Source organism: Hoeflea ulvae (assembly GCF_026619435.1).
Taxonomy (GTDB): domain Bacteria; phylum Pseudomonadota; class Alphaproteobacteria; order Rhizobiales; family Rhizobiaceae; genus Hoeflea; species Hoeflea ulvae.
The window spans coordinates 618,666-635,879 of sequence record NZ_JAOVZQ010000001.1; the positions used below are offsets into that span (position 1 = coordinate 618,666).

At 64.1% G+C, this 17,214-nt stretch carries 12 protein-coding genes, 1 tRNA gene and 1 pseudogene; 10 read left to right on the top strand and 4 right to left on the bottom strand.

Annotation, left to right across the window (positions count from 1 at the left end; translation table 11 throughout):
* The first annotated feature begins 2 nt into the window (after positions 1 to 2).
* From nirD to OEG82_RS03050, 3 genes and pseudogenes are all read left to right on the top strand, one after another.
* Positions 3 to 326 (top strand): nitrite reductase small subunit NirD, encoded by a 324-nt coding sequence (nirD, locus tag OEG82_RS03040; RefSeq protein ID WP_267614840.1) that lies wholly within the window; start codon positions 3 to 5, stop codon positions 324 to 326.
* Positions 323 to 2,999 (top strand): annotated as a pseudogene (locus OEG82_RS03045) (nitrate reductase). The gene nirD and the pseudogene OEG82_RS03045 overlap by 4 nt, the downstream one beginning before the upstream one ends.
* A complete protein-coding gene (locus OEG82_RS03050) occupies positions 2,971 to 4,128 on the top strand; it encodes an SAM-dependent methyltransferase (protein WP_324288925.1) in 1,158 nt (385 codons plus the stop codon). The pseudogene OEG82_RS03045 and the gene OEG82_RS03050 overlap by 29 nt, the downstream one beginning before the upstream one ends.
* 165 nt (positions 4,129 to 4,293) lie before the next feature.
* Here OEG82_RS03050 and OEG82_RS03055 read toward each other — a convergent pair whose 3' ends face one another.
* Complete coding sequence (locus OEG82_RS03055; RefSeq protein WP_267610994.1) at positions 4,294 to 6,885, bottom strand: sensor domain-containing protein; 2,592 nt, start codon at positions 6,883 to 6,885, stop codon at positions 4,294 to 4,296.
* A gap of 259 nt (positions 6,886 to 7,144) precedes the next feature.
* Here OEG82_RS03055 and OEG82_RS03060 point away from each other — a divergent pair, with 259 nt between their 5' ends.
* The 6 genes from OEG82_RS03060 (at position 7,145) to OEG82_RS03085 (ending at position 14,948) form a co-directional block, all read left to right on the top strand.
* Positions 7,145 to 8,047 carry a LysR family transcriptional regulator gene (locus OEG82_RS03060; RefSeq protein ID WP_267610995.1) on the top strand — a complete coding sequence of 301 codons (903 nt, stop codon included), beginning with the start codon at positions 7,145 to 7,147 and terminating at the stop codon, positions 8,045 to 8,047.
* Between the two features lie 91 nt (positions 8,048 to 8,138).
* A complete protein-coding gene (locus OEG82_RS03065) occupies positions 8,139 to 10,193 on the top strand; it encodes a hydantoinase/oxoprolinase family protein (RefSeq protein WP_267610996.1) in 2,055 nt (684 codons plus the stop codon).
* Entirely contained in the window at positions 10,190 to 11,818 is a 1,629-nt protein-coding gene (locus OEG82_RS03070) for a hydantoinase B/oxoprolinase family protein (RefSeq protein WP_267610997.1), read from the top strand. Before OEG82_RS03065 ends, OEG82_RS03070 begins: the two co-directional genes overlap by 4 nt.
* A gap of 189 nt (positions 11,819 to 12,007) precedes the next feature.
* Positions 12,008 to 12,583 carry a TRAP transporter small permease subunit gene (locus OEG82_RS03075; protein WP_267610998.1) on the top strand — a complete coding sequence of 192 codons (576 nt, stop codon included), beginning with the start codon at positions 12,008 to 12,010 and terminating at the stop codon, positions 12,581 to 12,583.
* Entirely contained in the window at positions 12,580 to 13,887 is a 1,308-nt protein-coding gene (locus OEG82_RS03080) for a TRAP transporter large permease (RefSeq protein WP_267610999.1), read from the top strand. The genes OEG82_RS03075 and OEG82_RS03080 overlap by 4 nt, the downstream gene beginning before the upstream one ends.
* A gap of 26 nt (positions 13,888 to 13,913) precedes the next feature.
* Positions 13,914 to 14,948 carry a TRAP transporter substrate-binding protein gene (locus OEG82_RS03085; protein WP_267611000.1) on the top strand — a complete coding sequence of 345 codons (1,035 nt, stop codon included), beginning with the start codon at positions 13,914 to 13,916 and terminating at the stop codon, positions 14,946 to 14,948.
* A gap of 72 nt (positions 14,949 to 15,020) precedes the next feature.
* On the opposite strand, the gene OEG82_RS03090 is transcribed toward OEG82_RS03085, so the two are convergent.
* From OEG82_RS03090 to OEG82_RS03100, 3 genes are all read right to left on the bottom strand, one after another.
* Complete coding sequence (locus tag OEG82_RS03090; RefSeq protein ID WP_267611001.1) at positions 15,021 to 15,347, bottom strand: hypothetical protein; 327 nt, start codon at positions 15,345 to 15,347, stop codon at positions 15,021 to 15,023.
* 2 nt (positions 15,348 to 15,349) lie between these two features.
* On the bottom strand, positions 15,350 to 15,628 hold the full coding sequence (locus OEG82_RS03095) for a hypothetical protein (protein ID WP_267611002.1): 279 nt from the start codon (positions 15,626 to 15,628) through the stop codon (positions 15,350 to 15,352).
* Positions 15,629 to 15,715: 87 nt separating this feature from the next.
* Positions 15,716 to 15,802: transfer RNA gene (locus OEG82_RS03100), tRNA-Leu, on the bottom strand.
* A 411-nt stretch (positions 15,803 to 16,213) separates the two neighbouring features.
* Between OEG82_RS03100 and OEG82_RS03105 the strand changes: the two genes are divergently transcribed.
* The gene (locus OEG82_RS03105; protein ID WP_267611003.1) at positions 16,214 to 17,176 is read left to right on the top strand and encodes a DMT family transporter; all 963 of its coding nucleotides are present in this window, start codon (positions 16,214 to 16,216) and stop codon (positions 17,174 to 17,176) included.
* Positions 17,177 to 17,214: the final 38 nt, after the last annotated feature.

The following is a 17,214-nucleotide window of genomic DNA, read 5'->3' on the forward strand; positions in this document are numbered from 1 at the left end:
CGATGACACAGGCATGGGTTCGGGTCGGCAGCATCAACGACATCCCGCGGCGCGGCGCGCGCTGTGTGAAAAGCGGCGAGATGAGCATCGCCATCTTCCGCACCGCCGACGACCGGGTGTTTGCGCTCGAAGACAAGTGCCCGCACAAGAACGGGCCCTTGAGTCAGGGCATCGTCCATGACGGCTGCGTCACCTGTCCCTTGCACAACTGGGTCATCAGCCTCGAAACAGGGACTGCGCAAGGGGCTGATGAGGGGCAAACCATGTCGATCCCGGTGCGGCTTGACGGCGACGAGATCATTCTCGGCCTCGGTCCAGCGAAATGACCGCCGGCCCGGCCCGCACGGTCAAGACCACCTGCCCCTATTGCGGGGTGGGCTGTGGAGTCCTGGCGACCCTGGAGGAGGGTGGCGCCGTCACGATTAAGGGCGACCCGGACCATCCCGCAAACCTGGGGCGGTTGTGCTCCAAGGGCTCGGCGCTGGGCGAAACCGTCGATCTCGATGGACGGCTGCTGTTTCCGGAGGTGGGCGGCAAGCGTGCATCCTGGGACGCCGCACTCGATCTCGTGGCGTCCACCTTCTCCGAGACGATCGCGGAGCACGGGCCGGACAGCGTGGCCTTCTATGTCTCGGGCCAGATCCTCACCGAGGATTATTACGTCGCCAACAAGCTGATGAAGGGCTTCATCGGCTCGGCCAATATCGACACCAATTCCCGGCTCTGCATGGCGTCCTCCGTTGCCGGCCACCGCCGCGCCTTTGGTTCCGACACGGTGCCGGGAACCTATGAGGATCTGGAGCTTGCCGATCTGGTGGTGCTGACCGGGTCGAACCTCGCCTGGTGCCACCCGGTGCTCTACCAGCGCATCGCCGCAGCCAAAGCCGCACGTCCGGAAATGAAGATCGTCCTCATTGATCCGCGCCGGACAATGACCGCCGACCTTGCCGACCTGCATCTGGCCATTGCGCCCGATGGCGATGTCAGCCTGTTTCTCGGCCTGCTGGCGCATCTTGCCGACAACGGGTTTGTCGATGAGGCCTATGTCAAATCCCATACCAGCGGGATCGATCAGGCGCTGGAGAGCGGCCGCGCTCAAAGCCCGGCCGATCTGGCCGCGCAAACCGGGCTCGATACCGCCCAGCTCGCGCAGTTCTACGGGCTCTGGGCCGGGTCCGAGAAAGTGGTCACGGTCTACAGCCAGGGCGTCAACCAGTCGCGCAGCGGCACCGACAAGGTCAATGCCATCCTCAATTGCCATCTCGCGACCGGCCGCATCGGCAGGCCGGGCATGGGCCCGTTCTCGGTGACCGGCCAGCCCAATGCCATGGGCGGCCGCGAAGTGGGCGGTCTTGCCAACACGCTCGCAGCCCATATGGAGATCGAGAACCCTCAGCATCGCGACCGGGTGCAGCGCTTCTGGAACTCGCCGAGGATTGCGGAAACAGCCGGGCTCAAGGCCGTCGACATGTTCCAGGCGGTGGCGGACGGCAGGATCAAGGCGATCTGGATCATGGCGACCAACCCGGTCGATTCCATGCCCGATGCGGTTGCGGTCGAGGCAGCGCTTGCAGCCTGTCCCTTCGTGGTCGTGTCGGACATCATGGTGGAAACCGATACGATCCGGCATGCGGATGTGAAACTGCCGTCGCTCGGCTGGGGCGAAAAGGACGGCACGGTGACCAATTCCGAGCGCCGGATCTCGCGCCAGCGCGCCTTCCTGCCCGCGCCGGGCGAGGCCAGGGCCGACTGGTGGCAGATGACTGAGGTCGCCAGTGCGCATGGGCCATGTCACGGCGTTCGATTTTCCCAATGCGGCATCGGTGATGCGCGAATATGCGGCGCAGACAGCGTTCGAGAATGAGGGCACGCGCGATCTCGATATCGGGGCGCTCGCGGGCATGGAAGATGCCGCCTATGAGGAGCTTGCGCCGTTCCAGTGGCCAAGGCCGGCTGATGATCTCTCGCTTGCCTCCGACACGCGCTTCTTTGCCAATGGCGGTTTCTTCACGCCCGACCGGCTCGCCCGCTTCGTCGCGGTTGTGCCACCCGGCAAGGCGGCCAAGGATGACAGGCACGCCTTCACGCTCAACACCGGCCGCATTCGTGACCACTGGCACACCATGACCCGGACGGCGAAAAGCCCGCGCCTTTCCGCCCATATCGCCGAACCCTTTGCCGAGATTCATCCGGCAGACGCCAGGGCCTTGGGCATCGGAAAAGCAGATCTGGTCAGGGTTGCGAGCGCGCGCGGCGAGATCGTGGTGCGGGCGCTGATCACCGACCGCCAGCAACGCGGCCATGTCTTCGTGCCGATGCACTGGACCGATCAATGGGCCTCGAACGCACGGGTCGACCGGCTCGTGGCACCGGTGGTCGATCCGGTTTCCGGACAGCCTGCCCTGAAGAACACGGCGGCCGGCCTGGCGAGATATGCAGCCTCGCAGTATGGCTTTGTGGTCAGCCGCAACAAGCCGGTGCTCGAGGCCGCAGCCTATTGGGCGATCGCCCACAGCGCCGGCGGCTGGCGGGCGGAATTTGCGCTGGCGGAAGATCATGATGAAGTTCAGTCCTTCATCCCGGCAGCTCTCGGAATTGATGCGGGCACGCCGCTGCTCTCCTTCACCGATCCCACCAACGGGGTGACCCGCCATGCCGCCTTCGACGGCACCTCGCTCTTGGGCGCGGTCTATCTGTCGCGGCAGCCGGTCACGGTGTCGCGCAGCTGGGCCGCCGATCAACTCGAGCAGGACTATGCCAATCTGTCCTCGCGCTGGCGCATCATCGCCGGCCGCCCGGCCAATGACATGCCCGACAAGGGCGCCATCGTCTGCGCCTGCATGAATGTCGGCGTCAACGACATCATCGGTGCGGTGCGCGGCGGCTGCGGCAGTGTCGACGCCGTCGGCCGCGCCACCAGCGCCGGCACCAATTGCGGCTCCTGCAAAGCGGAAATCAAGGTGATACTCGATGAACATCAGATCATTGCAGCCGAATAAGTCCCGGCGCGGCCCGGCACGCCACGAGCGGATGGCGCCGCTGGCCACATTGCCGGTGTTCTACAAGCTTAAGGGCAAGAAGGTGCTGATCGCCGGTGGCTCCGAAGCGGCGGCCTGGAAGGCGGAACTGCTCGCCGCAGCCGGCGCGGAGGTGCATGTCCATGCCGAGCGGCTTGATCCGGTCTTCGCCGATCTCATCGCAGCACCTGCGGTGTCCGGCGCCTATGTCCGGCACCAGAGGCCCTGGTCGGCGCAAAGCTTTGTCTTGATGCAGATCGCCATCTGTGACGCGGAGAGCGAGGGCGAGGCGCAGGCATTTTACTGTGCGGCGCGGGCCGCGGGCGTGGCCGTCAATGTGATCGACAGACCGGCCTGGTGCGAGTTCCAGTTCGGCTCCATCGTCAACCGCTCACCCGCCGTCATTGCCATTTCGACCGACGGGGCAGCGCCCATTCTCGGCCAGGCGATCAGGCGCCGGATCGAGACCCTGCTGCCGCCGGCGCTGGCAGCCTGGGCGCAGCTGGCGCAGACCATCCGCAAGACGGTCAACGACCGGCTGGCGCCGGGGCCGCAACGGCGCGCCTTCTGGGAGTTCTTCGTTGACCGTGCCTTTGGCGCCGAGCCGGAGCGGCATGCAGCGCAGGAGATGCTGCGGCAGGCAAGGGTGATCAGGACGGCGGGAACGCGGGTCGCGGGCAGGGTGACGCTGGTCGGCGCCGGGCCGGGGGATGCGGAGCTTCTGACCCTGAAGGCGGTTCGCGCGCTGCAGGCCGCCGACGTGATCCTGTTTGATGATGGTGTCTCCGGCGAGGTGCTGGAACTGGCCCGCCGCGAGGCCCGGCGCATGCTGGTGGGCAAGGGCGGCGGCCGCGACAGCTGTGACCAGCACGACATCCACGCCACCATGATCGCGCTTGCAAAGGCGGGCAAGCATGTGGTGCGGCTGCAGGGCGGTGATCCGGTGATCTCCGGCCAGACCGGCCAAGACCTCGCCAGGCTTCAGGAGCAAGGAATTGCCGTCACCATCGTCCCCGGCATTGCCTCTGCCGCGGCGATACCGGCAGACGTCGCGGCCGCGCCGCCGCCTCGCGTTGCTGCCGGCCACAGCCGCAACAGCGCTGTGTCCTGAGACCGGGCTGACCCGGCCTCGGTCAGGCCAAGGGCCTCGGTGACTTCCGTATCAGGCCGGCCCAGCCGCCTGCGCTGGACGACATTGAGGGTCGGGCGCCCGAATTGGTCCGGGACAAGCCCTTGTTCAAGCGGGCCGGTGCAGGGGTCAGCGTTGCCGGGATCATCATGCTCGTGCGGCGGTGGCAACGGGTGGGTCGGCCTTGAGCCAGTTTCTGGCTGTGATGAAGCTGACCAGGTCGGCCTCCGGCATCGGACGGGCGAAATGGAAGCCCTGCAGCGAGTCACAGCCGATATCGCGGAGGATTTCAACATGGCGGGCGCTTTCCACGCCCTCGGCGCAGACTTCGATGCCCTGCGATTTTCCGATGTCGACGATGGAGCGGATCAGCCGCCGCTGCTGTTCGCTGCGCACGATCGGCGCGACCAGCTGGCGGTCGATCTTCAATCGTTGCGGGCTCAGCCTGATGAGGCTGACAATGGAGGCATGGCCCGAGCCGAAATCGTCGATATCGATGTCGATGCCCATCTTGCGGATGCCGTCGATATTGAAGGAAATGATGTCGTTGCTTTCGTCCAGAAAGATCGATTCCAGCAGTTCGAACGAGATCCGGCCGGGCTCTATCGGCAGCGATCTGAGCGTGTCGATCAGCTTCTCGTCGCCCAGCCTGCGGGCTGACACATTGACGGAGAGCTTCGGAACGCCGAGCCCGATCTCGTCCCACCGTGCTAGATCGACGAGCGCGCGCTCAAGAATGGCGCGGTCGATATTGCTCACGGCATTCAGATCCTCGGCGACGGGCAGGAACTTGTCCGGAGTCAGCAGCCCGCGCTGCGGATGGTTCCAGCGCGCCAGCGCCTCGACGCCGATGACCTCGAGGCTGCGGGCATCGAATTGCGGCTGGTAGAAGGGGACGAATTCGCCCCGTTCAAGCCCGTTGAGAATGTCGTCGGCGCATTGCTTGCTGAAGATCACCTCGGCCTGCAGCTCTTCGGTGAAATAGGCCGCGCAGTTGCGCCCGTTGCGCTTGGCGCGGTAGAGCGCGATGTCGGCATTGATCAGCAGCTGCCCCGGATCGATGCCGGCGCCAGCCACGGCAATCCCGATGCTTGCGCCGGTCCGGCATTCCTTGTTGTTCCACAGCATGGGCCTGCCGGCGCTGCTGATGATCTGCCGGATCAGGCGCTGGAGCTCGTCATTGCCGAGCGCCGCGGGCAGGACAATGACGAATTCGTCACCGCCGATCCGCGCCACCATGTCGGTTTCGCGCACCGTGGCTTTCAGAAGGTCGGCGATATGGCAAAGCATCGCGTCGCCGGCGGCGTGCCCCATCGTGTCGTTGATCTGCTTGAAGCGGTCGAGATCGATATGCAGGATCGTGAGATCAGAGGCCGCTGCGGCGTTGCTTGAAGAGTGCGACAGCTTTTCATCCAGACAGCGCCGGTTCGGCAGGCCGGTCAGGGAATCGTGCAGGGAGGCGAATTCCATGTTCGCCCTGGCGATTTCGAGATCGCTGTTGCGTTCCTCGGCAAGCTGATTGGCAAACCGGAGCGCGTCGGCGCGTTGCACGTCAACCGTGATGTCCCAATTGACCCCCATGATGGTCTCGCGTCCATCGGCATTGGTGAGGAAGCGTCCATAGCTGCGGATATGGCGGCACTCGCCCGCCTGGGTCATGATCCGGTATTCGCAGGTGTAGTCGGAGCGGCTCGCCAGGGCCGCCTCGCATGTCGCCAGGGTCGCCTCGCGGTCATCCGGATGCACCAGATCCACCCAGGCCGTGGCCGGCTGCCGTGTCGTCGGGTTGCTGGCCACGCCGAATATCTCGCAGGTGCGCGCGTCCCATGTGGGCTGCATGGTTTCGATGTCGGTCTCCCACACGCCCACCCGGGAGGTGCTCAGCGCCAGTTCCAGCCGCCGCGACACCGCGGCGAATTCCATTTCCCGCTGCTTGAATTCGGTTATGTCGGTGTCCGTGCCGATGATCCGCTTCGGTCGGCCGTCGGCCTGCCACTCGATGCAGCGGCCGCGCGCCAGAATCCAGATCCATTCGCCGGTCCGGCTTCTTTCCCTGTAGACATAGGTCACATCCTCCAGCTCGCCGGAGTTCTGCTTGCGGACGGTCTCGCTGACATGCTCGAGGTCTTCGGGATGGATCTCCTTGAGCCACTGGTCATAATCGCCGCTGACCGGCTCGGTCTCCGGAATGCCGCGGATCCGCTTCCAGGTGGATGAAAAGAACCATACGGAATTCTCGTAGTCGAAATCCCACACGCCCTGGTCGGCGCTCTCGAGCGCGAAATTCCACCGCTCCAGCGCCTCGATCGCGGCCGCTTCCGCGTGTTTCTGCTTGTCTATGGCGGTGATCTGGGCCGCATAGGCCGGGCTGCCCGGCCCGCGCAGGCCCGGCAACAGTGATACCGAGCCGATGATCCAGATCGTGCTGCCGTCGCGATGCAGGTAGCGCCGTTCCGCGGTGTAGGAGCGTTCGCCCGTAGTCAGCAGCGACAGCAATGTCTTTGTCGCGATCGGCCTGTCATCGGCGTGGATCAGGCAGTCGAGGCTGCGGCCGATGAGTTCGGCGCGAGCATAGCCCAGCAGATCGCACAATCCGCGGCCGACATCGACGATCCTCAGTTCCAGATCGAGAAGCAGAATGCCCACAGCGGCATTGCTCATCACCGCTTCCAGAAGGTTCTCGGTGGCCGGGTCTGCCGCAACGGGCATGGATCTGGACAGTGTTGCAGACTTTCTCATGGCCCCATCTGTAACGGCCAAAAGGTAAATATTGCTTCCACCTCGGCCCGGGCCGGAATGAACTTGAAACCGGAGTGCGGTGCGGCTGCGGGGGCAGGGTGAATGGCATTGAAGGCCGGTTCCCTGTCGGTGCTGCCGACCGGCGTTGCGCGGTCGCAGGGACACCCAAGCGATCTTCCGCTTTCAGATCCGGCCGGGGCCGGGTACCGTCATTTCCGTGTCAGCACCGTCACCCGAGTTTGTATCAAGGCCCTGTTTCATGTCCCGTCTCAACATCGAACAACTGCGCACATTCCTCGAGGTTGTGCGCCTGGGCGGGGTGCGCAAGGCGGCGCAAAGCCTCAGCATCACCCAGCCCGCCGTCAGCGCCAGGATCAAATCACTTGAGGACTCGCTGGCGGTCGAACTTTTCTACCGCAACTCAGGCGGCCTGACCCTGACCAAGCGTGGCGAAATGCTGATCCGTTATGCCGAACAGTTTGAACATCTCTCCGAACAGGTGACGGCCAACATCATTTCGCCCGACGCGATCGAGCAGCAGCTTCGCCTCGGCGTCGCAGAAACCGTGGCGCAATCCTGGTTGCCGGATTTCGTCTCTGCGCTGCACCACCGGTTTCCGAAGGTGGAGATCGAGATCGATGTCGATGTCTCCACCAATCTGCGCGAACGGCTGCTCGACCGCGAGATCGACCTTGCCATCCTGCTCGGCCCGGTGTCGGAAGCGACGATCAGCAACATCATGCTGCCCGGCTTCGACATGGCCTGGTACGTGGCCGCGCAAACCGGCAGCCCGGACGGCGATGATGGCGCCCTGATCGCCACCCGGCCGGTGATCACATTCGCCCGCAACACCCGTCCCTATCGCGAGCTCAAGCGCGCCTTGTTCGAACGGGTGGGACCCAGGGTGCAGATTTTCTCGTCCTCGTCGCTGTCGGCCTGTTTCCGGCTGGTCGAGGCCGGGCTGGGGGTGGCGGCCTTGCCGAAAATCCTGGGTCTCGACCCGGTGGCGCGCGGGGCCCTGCGTACCTTCGATCCGGGCTGGTTGCCGTCGCCGCTGCAATTCACCGCATCCTATCTCGGCGACCCGAAAAGCCACGTCGTGGAAGTCGCGGGACAGCTGGCGCTGGCCACGGCGCGCAGCCACAGTGATAAAAATATGTGATCAACAATTCCAAGTATTTTCGATTTGATTTGATTGGCCTTGCCTGCGACGCTGCCGGTGTCACGCCCCTTGCCGGAAGATGTAAAACCTGATGCCAAGCTCCCGTATTACCATTGCCGTCGACATCGGTGGAACCTTCACCGACCTGGAGTTCCGCGATTCCAGCACGGGTGCCGCCCACAGTCTGAAGTCGCCGACGACCCCGGACAACCCGGCGCGCGGCCTGACCGACGCCATCGCACTAGCGGGCGCGCGGTTCGGCTTCACCACCGCCGATATCGGCCTGATCCTGCATGGCACGACGATTGCGACCAACGCCGTTCTCACCCGCGACCTGCCCGCCGGTGCCCTGATCACCACCGAGGGCTTCGAGGACGTGCTCGAAATCGGGCGTCATGCCCGCAGCGACATCTATGCCTTGCGCGGCCCCGACCGCAGCATCCTGGTCCCCCGCCGTCACCGGTTTGGCGCGCCGGGTCGCATTGCCGCGTCAGGCGAGGTTGTGCGTGAGATCGATATGACGGCACTGGACGCGATGATCGACCGCGTGGCCGCCTCTGGCGCCAAGGCGACAGCCATCTGTCTGCTCAATGCCTATGCCAACCCCACCCAGGAAATTACCATCCGCGACCGGCTGCTGGCGCGTTGTCCAGACATGGCCGTGTCCTGCAGCCATGAGGTGTCGCCCGAAATCCGCGAATTCGAGCGGACGGCAACGACCGTTTTGAACGCTCTGCTCGTTCCCGTCATCGCCCGCTATGTCACCGCTTTGCGCGCACGGTTGACCGAGGCGCAGATCGCCGCTCCGGTCTATCTCATTCAGTCCAATGGCGGGGCGATCAGCCTTGATGCGGCGGTGCAGGCGCCGGTCAAGCTGCTGCTCTCAGGCCCCTCCGGCGGTGTTCTGGCAGCACAAAAGCTGGCCAATACGCTCAAGACTCCGGATGTCGTCGGCGTTGATATGGGCGGCACAAGCTATGATGTGGCGGTTGTGGCCGGCGGCGAACGCACGGTGGTCACCCAGGGCGAAATCGACGGGTTGCCGGTCCGCGTTCCCATGGTGGAAATGAACACAATTGGCGCGGGCGGCGGTTCGATCGCCTTTGTCGATCCCTCGGGCCGGCTGCAGGTCGGGCCGCGCAGTGCGGGAGCCGTGCCGGGGCCGGTCTGCTACAACCGCGGCGGCACCGAGCCGACGGTCACCGATGTGAACCTGATCCTCGGCCGGTTGGACCCGGCCACCTTCCTGGGTGGACGCTTTGCGCTTGATCTGGATGGCGCGCGGGCTGCATTGCGCGACCGGATCGAACAGCCGCTTTCGCTGACGCCGGATCATGCCGCGGCTGGTATCCTTGCCGTGGTCAACGCGAAACTTGCCGCCTCGATCAAGTTTTCGCTGTTTGCCAAGGGGCTTGATCCCCGCGATTTCGCGCTGATGAGTTTTGGCGGGGCCGGCGGCCTGCACGCCATCGAGGTGGCCGAAGAACTCGGCATCACGCGAGTGATCTTTCCCCGCGATCCATCGACCTTTTCCGCCCACGGCATCCTGTTTTCCGACATCCAGCACGATCTGTCGCGCACCGAGATCCTGCCGCTGGCGTCCGAAAGCCTGCCGGCCCTCAATGCAATGGCTGACGATCTGCGCACACGCGGCAGTGCGCTGCTGGATCAGGACAAGATGCCCGAGGACAAGCGCATCCTCACCCTCACTGCCGATCTGCGCTATCGCGGGCAGGCGTTTGAACTGATGACCGCCGTGCCCGACGGTCCCTTGAGCGTGGACACCCTTGCCATCCTGCGCGCGCGTTTCGAGGATCAGCATCGCCAGCGCTTTTCCTTCGATGACCCGAAGGAGGCGGTCGAGCTTGTCACCTTGCGGCTGACCGCGATCGGAGTGCTGGGTGACACGAATCTGCCTGCGGTCGCTTACGCCCCCAGCGAAACCGCCCCTGTCACCCGCCGGCCCGTGCATGTGGATGGTGCCTGGTTTGACACGCCGGTGCACCGTCAGCTTTCGCTCGCACCCGGCACTACTGTGACCGGCCCGGCCATCATCGAACAGGAATACACCACCCTGCTGATCCCCGGCCGCTGGACCCTGACCATGGCCGCGACCGGTGACATGACCGCAAGGAAACAGCCATGACCCGCCCCGATCCCGTCCTTCTGGAAATCGTCTCAGCCGCGCTCGTATCGGTGGCCGAGGAAATGTCGGTTACCGTCTGGCGCACATCCCGGTCGACCACCGTGCGCGAGTTGCTCGATTACTCCACCGCCGTGTTTGACGGCCAGGGCCGCAACGTCGCCCAGGCGGCGCGCATGCCGGTGCACCTCAATTCGATGGAGCTGTGCCTGCACCACATCGCCGCCCACCATATTCCGCTCGACGAATGGCGCGACGGCGAAGTGATCGTGACCAACGATCCCTATTGCGGTGGCCAGCATTTGCCGGATTTCATCGCGTTCAAGCCGGTGTTCAGGGATGGTCGGCGCATCGCCATCACCTGTGTGCTGATCCACCATGTCGATGTCGGAGGCGGTGCCGCGGGCGGCTACAACGCCAAGGCGGTCGAGGTGTTTCAGGAAGGCTTGCGCCTGCCGCCGGTGCGGATCGTGCGCGATGGCAAGATGCAGGAGGACCTGTTCGCCACCATCCTGCAAAACGTCCGCGAGCCGGAAACATTCCGCGGCGATTTTCTGAGCCAGATCGCTGCACTCGATGTCGGCGCGCGGGCGATGCTCCGGCTGGCTGACCGCTATGGTGTCGAGGCACTCGACGAGATCGGCGGGGCACTGCTCGACCACGCCGAACACGAGATGCGCAACGCGCTTCAAGCCTTGCCCGATGGCACCTACTCCGCCGAGGATTTCGTCGATGGCGACGGCATCGAAGACGGCGCCAAGCGGATCTCGGTCGCCCTGACGATCAAGGGCAGCGACATTGCGCTCGATTTCGCCGGCACCTCAGACCAGGCCAAGGGCCCGATCAACGCCACCATGGCGACAACAACCTCGGCCGTCTATTACGCCGTGATCGCGGCCTGCGGCGTGACCGCAACGGTCAATGCCGGCTGCTACCGGCCGATCACCGTGACCGCGCCCGAGGGATCACTGGTCAATGCCAGTTTTCCCGCGCCCGTTTCGATGCGGATGCTGCCGGGACACAAGATCGCCACCGCCGTGCTGCGCGCCTTTGCCCAGGTGATGCCGGATCGCATTCCGGCGAGCTATTACGGCACCACCTTCAATCACGCGGTCAATATCCGCCACGCCGACGGCCGCCGTCAGGTCTATTTCGATTCCGAACTGGGTGGCTGGGGCGCGCATCCCGAACGCGACGGACCGAACGGTCTCGCCGCCGGCTTTCACAATGGCCAGAACACCCCGGTCGAAATGATCGAGGCGCTGTTTCCGCTGCGCTTCACCCGCTATGGCCTGGTGCCGGGCTCGGGTGGCGCCGGCCGCATGCGCGGCGGCCTCGGCATCGTGCGCGAATGGGAATTCCTGGCCGAAAGCGGCTTGCTCAACTCGGCCTTCGATGCCTTCGAGTCCCTGCCTTACGGGCTGGAAGGCGGCGAACCCGGGCGTGGTGGCAGCCTGAGCGTGACGCGCGATGGCGTGACCACGCCTCTGGCCGCCAAGACCATCGGTCATGCCCTGCGCCCCGGCGACATCGTGCGGATGGAAACGCCGGGCGGTGGCGGCCATGGCGATCCGTCGCTGCGGGATGCAGAGGCAATCGCCGAGGATCAGGCCGATGGCTATGTCTGATCTCGGCGACTGCAGTGTCAGCGGTTTAAACGACGCCCTGAGCGGCAGCGCAGAAGCGTTTGACCTGAGCCAGACATTCGGGCCCGGTGAGGTAAGTCCCCGCAGGGATTGCATATTCGGCGCAACATCTGCGAAGGTCTGCAAAGGTCGGCTCTTGCCTGATCGGCTTTGCACCTTGGGAGACCGGAAATGACCGAACCACTGCCACAACGAGTGTCGCGCTGGCTGGCATGGGTGGCAGGGGCGGTGATCCTGTTTGGCTGCGCGGTGCCGATCACCATCGATGTTCTGGCGCGGTACTTCCTCAACCGCGGCCTGGTGGAGAGTTTCGAGGTTTCGGGTTACGGCCTTGCCGCCTGCATCGGGCTTGGCCTTGCCTTCACGGTCACCACCAAGGCCCATATCCGGGTCGATTTTATTGTGGCCAAGATGCCGTTTCCGGTGCGCGCCGCCTGTGATCTGCTGGCGGCCTGCGCCCTCGCCGTGGTGGCGGCGGCGCTGGCCTGGTTTGCCTGGGGCACGGTTTCGCAGTCCTGGGCGATGGGCGCGCGCTCGATGTCGCAGCTACAAATTCCCATAGTGATCCCGCAAGGCCTGTGGTGGATCGGACTGTTCTGGTTTGCCTGCATGGCCGTGCTGGCCCCGGTTCAGGCCGTGATCCGCCTTATCAAGGGCGACCGTGCCGGGTTTGAGGCGGCGATCGGGTCAGCCGATCTCAATGCCGAGATCGATGAAGCCGTGCACGCCGTGGAGGAGCTGCGATGATCTGGGCAGCGTTTCTCCTGCTGCTGGGAATGCTGGTGCTCAGCCTGCCGGTGGCAGCTGTTCTGGCCCTGACCGGCTACATCCTGTCCGAAAATTATGCGTTTTTCCCGATGACGGGGGCGGCGGGTGAACTGGCCTGGAATTCGTCCGAGGATTTCATCCTGATAGCAGCGCCGATGTTCATCATGATGGGCGAATTGATGCACCGCTCCGGTGTCTCGGGACGGCTGTTCAACGCGCTGACGCCTTGGTTTGCCCGGCTTCCGGGCCGGCTGATGCACACCAATATCGCTGCAAGCGCGGTCTTTGCCGCTACGTCAGGATCATCCATCGCCACCGCCGCCACCATCGGCACCGTGGCCATTCCGAACATGGACAAGGGCGGTTACAACCGGCCGCTGTTTCTGGGCTCCATCGCCGCCGGCGGCACGCTGGGCATTCTCATCCCGCCGTCGATCAACATGATCATCTACGCGGTGCTGACCGACACCTCGGTCGCCGATCTCTACGCTGCCGGATTCATCCCCGGCTTCCTGCTGGCCACGCTGTTTTCCGGCATCGTTCTGGCGCTGGTACTGTGGCGGCCGCACTGGGGCGGACCAAAGGTGGTCGATGGATCGCTGTGGCCGGAGCGGCTCAGGGGGCTGCCGCATCTTCTGCCGCCTCTGGGACTTTTCGCGATTGTGGTGGGCAGCATCTATGCCGGACTTGCCACCCCGACCGAGGCAGCAGCTCTGGGGCTGATCGCCACGGTGATCCTGGTGGCGCTGAACGGCAAGCTGACCCTGCCGGTGTTGCTGAGCGCCTTTGAAGGCACCGTGAGAACCACCTGCATGATCATGCTGATCGTGATCGCGGCCTTCTTTCTGAATTTCGTCATGGTCTCCATCGGCCTTGTCGGCGCGATTACCGATGCGGTGCTCTCGCTCGGCTGGCCGCCTCTGGGCATGCTGCTGGCCATTGTGGTGTTCTACCTGCTGCTCGGCTGTTTCATGGAAACGCTCTCGATGATGATCGCCACCACCCCGATCATCGTGCCGGTGATTGTTGGCCTGGGTTATTCCCCGGTCTGGTGGGGCGTGGTGTTCGTGATCCTCATCGAGGCCGCGCTGATTACCCCGCCGGTCGGCATGAATCTCTATGTGGTGCAGGCCGTGCGCAAGGGCGGCGGCGCGTTTACCGATCTGTTCAAGGGGGCTGCACCTTTCCTTGTCGCCATGCTGATCATGATCAGCCTGTTGATTGCCTTTCCGCAGCTGGCGCTTTGGCTGCCCACAATCGTCAATCCGAAAAGCGGCGGATAAAGCCGTTCAACCCAAGGGAGACTATGATGAAACTTCTTGCAACAACGACGCTCGCGACACTTCTGGCCCTGCCGGCAACAGCCCAGGAGATGCCCGCCACCGAATTCAACGTGGTCGGCTCCATCGGCAGCCTGTCGATGTACACCGACAAGGAACTGCCGTTCTGGTCAGAAACCGTGCCTGCCGAAACCGGTGGCAAGATAACCGCCAATGTCAAACCCTTCACCGAGCTCGGTTTCAAGGGCGGGGAGATCTTCCGGCTGGTCAGCAACGGCACCCTGCAAATCGCAACCACTGTCTTGGCCTACAATTCCGGTGAAGTGCCGCGCAACGAGGCCACCGATCTGGTCGGCGTGCTTTCCAGTGTCGAGCAACTGGCCGAAGTGGCCGACGCATGGCGGCCTTCCTATTCCGAGTTTCTGGAAAAGGAACACAACATCAAGCTTCTCGGCTTTGGCACCTATCAGGCCCAGGTGATCTATTGCCGCGATGAATTCACCTCGCTCGCCGATCTGGCAGGCCGCAAGGTGCGCGCATCCGGTGCCTCGCAGCAGGCCTTTGTCAGCCATCTCGGCGGCTCGCCTCTGTCCATCGCCTTCGCCGAAGTGCAGCCTTCGCTGGCCAGCGGCGTCGTCGATTGCGCCATCACCGGTGCGCTGTCAGGCTACAAGGCCAAATGGCATGAGAGCGCCAAGTTCATCTCGCCGATGCCGGTCAATTTCGGCCTTGCGGCACAGCTTGCCAATCTCGAATGGTGGAATGGTCTCGACGCTTCTGTTCAGGACTACCTGACAACAGGACTTCGCGGCCTCGAAACCTCGATCTTTGAGCTGGCGGCCACGGAAACCGAAACAGGTCTCGCCTGCAACACCACCGGCCCATGCTCCGAGGGTGAACCGGCCGGCATGACACTGGTCCCGATGACGGAAGCGGACGAAGCCCTGCGCGCCGAGGCCGTGAAGGTCGCAATCCTGCCGGCCTTTGCCGAACGCTGCGGCGCCGACTGCGTCTCCGCATGGAATGCAACCATCGGCGAAAAGCTGGGCGTTGCCATCCAGTAAGACATTTTGGGGCGGCGGGTCATCCTGCCGCCCTGATTCAACCAAGGGTTCGCTCAGTCCTGGCCCAGACCGCTAGATCCCGGTCATTGCGCCAAGGTCAGCGCTGTGCGCCTGGATAAACGCCTTTGTCCCATCGGCAAAATAGGCCTGCGCGATGCCGGGCCCAAGCCTCTCGAGGCGGAATGTATGGGTCTCGCCGTTCCTGAATTTTTCATAGCGGGTCCAGTAACTGTCTCCGTCGAACCCGTAAATGCCGGCGTCAGCCTCTCCCGACGAAAACCGCACTGCGCAGCGGCCATCCGATCCGTAATCGATGACCGCAAACAGAGTCTGGGTTTCGGGTGGAAAGCAGTAGATTTTGCGCCCTTCCAGAAACAGTCTTACCTCGTCGGCATGCATCATCATCCACCTTGATTGGTCACATCGTTCTGCTGATACAGGATCTGGAGACCGATCTCCAAGTCCAGCCAGGCACTTCTGTGAAAATGATGCGCGGCTGTTTGACAGTCAAAACTGTCCGCCGGCCTTTGCCCGCCCGTGCTTATGATGCCGGCTTTGTTAACCGCAAAATAAGGCGACGTCCTCAACTCGACGCCAATGGCCAGTCCGCGCCCGCCGACATCGCCGTTCTCGGGCAGTTCCGCCATTTGCCAGCTTTTTCGCCGGACAACCATGGTCACACCGGGATGCCTCCGGACGAAACCCAACAAAAAACCCCGCTTTCGCGGGGCTTTTTGGATGTTCTCGGATACTCCGGAACAATGAATTGGTGCCCAGAAGAGGACTCGAACCTCCACTCCCTTGCGAGAACTACGACCTGAACGTAGCGCGTCTACCAATTCCGCCATCTGGGCATTGGCGCGGATTTAGGGGGTCTCGGCGGCCGTGTCAACGACAGAATGCATCGCCTCCGAAATAATCCGGTCTTTGTTGGAATTTGCCGGCAAGCCGATGATATTTTTCCCGATCCCGATCCCGATCCCGATCCCGATCCCGATCCCGATCCCGATCCCGATCCCGATCCCGATCCCGATCCTGTTTCTGTTTCTGTTTCTGTTCCTGCAGCGGCAATGCGCCGGGTCCGCATCCGCGTTGTCACGGGCGGCGCAAGCTGGGCGGCGGGAGCGGCGCGGCAGAGACCGGCCGTCTGGCAGTGAGACGTGTCGGGTGAATTGACAAGGTGAAGTTTCGGGCAGCCTGTTCGCGTCTCCGGATGTCGCGTCCGCCGGCTTCCCAAGGCCGCTTTCCGGGCCTATGGATTCCGCATGCATCCCGAAGCCGTTCCCACTGCTGCACACACGCTCCCGCCGGACCCGCCGGCGCTTCCGGACGGGTCCGGCGCGGCCGAGGCCAGGCGCGGCGCGTTGCTGGTGTTCGGTGCTGCCCTGGTGTGGAGTTTTGGCGGCGCCCTTGCCCGCGGGCTCGAGGTCACCGATCCCTGGACCATCATTGCTTGGCGGTCCTTCTTTGCCGCGCTGTTCCTGCTCGGCTTCATGCTCTGGCGCGACGGCCCGGCGGGCACGATCAGGCTGTTTCGCACGATGGGACTGCCCGGCCTCGCCGTGGCGCTGTGCTTTGCCACCGCGTCGATCTCTTTCGTGGTGGCGCTGGGCTACACCAGTGTCGCCAATATCCTGCTGATGCAGGCCGGCGTGCCGCTGATGGCAGCACTGCTCGGCGTGGTGTTTTTGCGCGAGGCGGTGGACCGGGTCACCTGGGCGGCGATCCTGGCGGTGATTGCCGGTATCGCGGTGATGGTGTCGGATTCCTTTGCGGCACAGGTGTCCTTCGTCGGCGACGGACTGGCGCTGCTGATCGCGGTGGTGTTTGCCGCGGCCACGGTGATTACCCGGCGCCATGCCGGCGTGCGGATGACGCCTGCGGTCTGCCTCGGCGTCATGATCGGCACCGCGGTGGGCGTCGGCCTGTCAGCCGGGCTGAGGGTCAGTGCAGGCGATTTTGGTCTGCTGCTGCTGTTCGGCGGCTTCAATCTGGGGCTCGGCATGGCGCTGTTTGCCACCGGGGCGCGGATGATTCCTTCGGCGCTGGCCGCGCTGATTTCGACCATGGAGCCGGTGTTGGGGCCGGTCTGGGTCTGGCTGATCCATGCCGAAGTGCCGGCGCCCAGAACCCTGCTGGGCGGCGGCGTGGTGTTTCTGGCGCTGCTGGGCCATATTCTCTGGCAATGGCGCCTGAGCCGCCGCACGGCGCTGCCGCTGCCCAACTGAAGCGGGGTGAGGCTGCGCCGGTCAGGTCCGGCGTATGA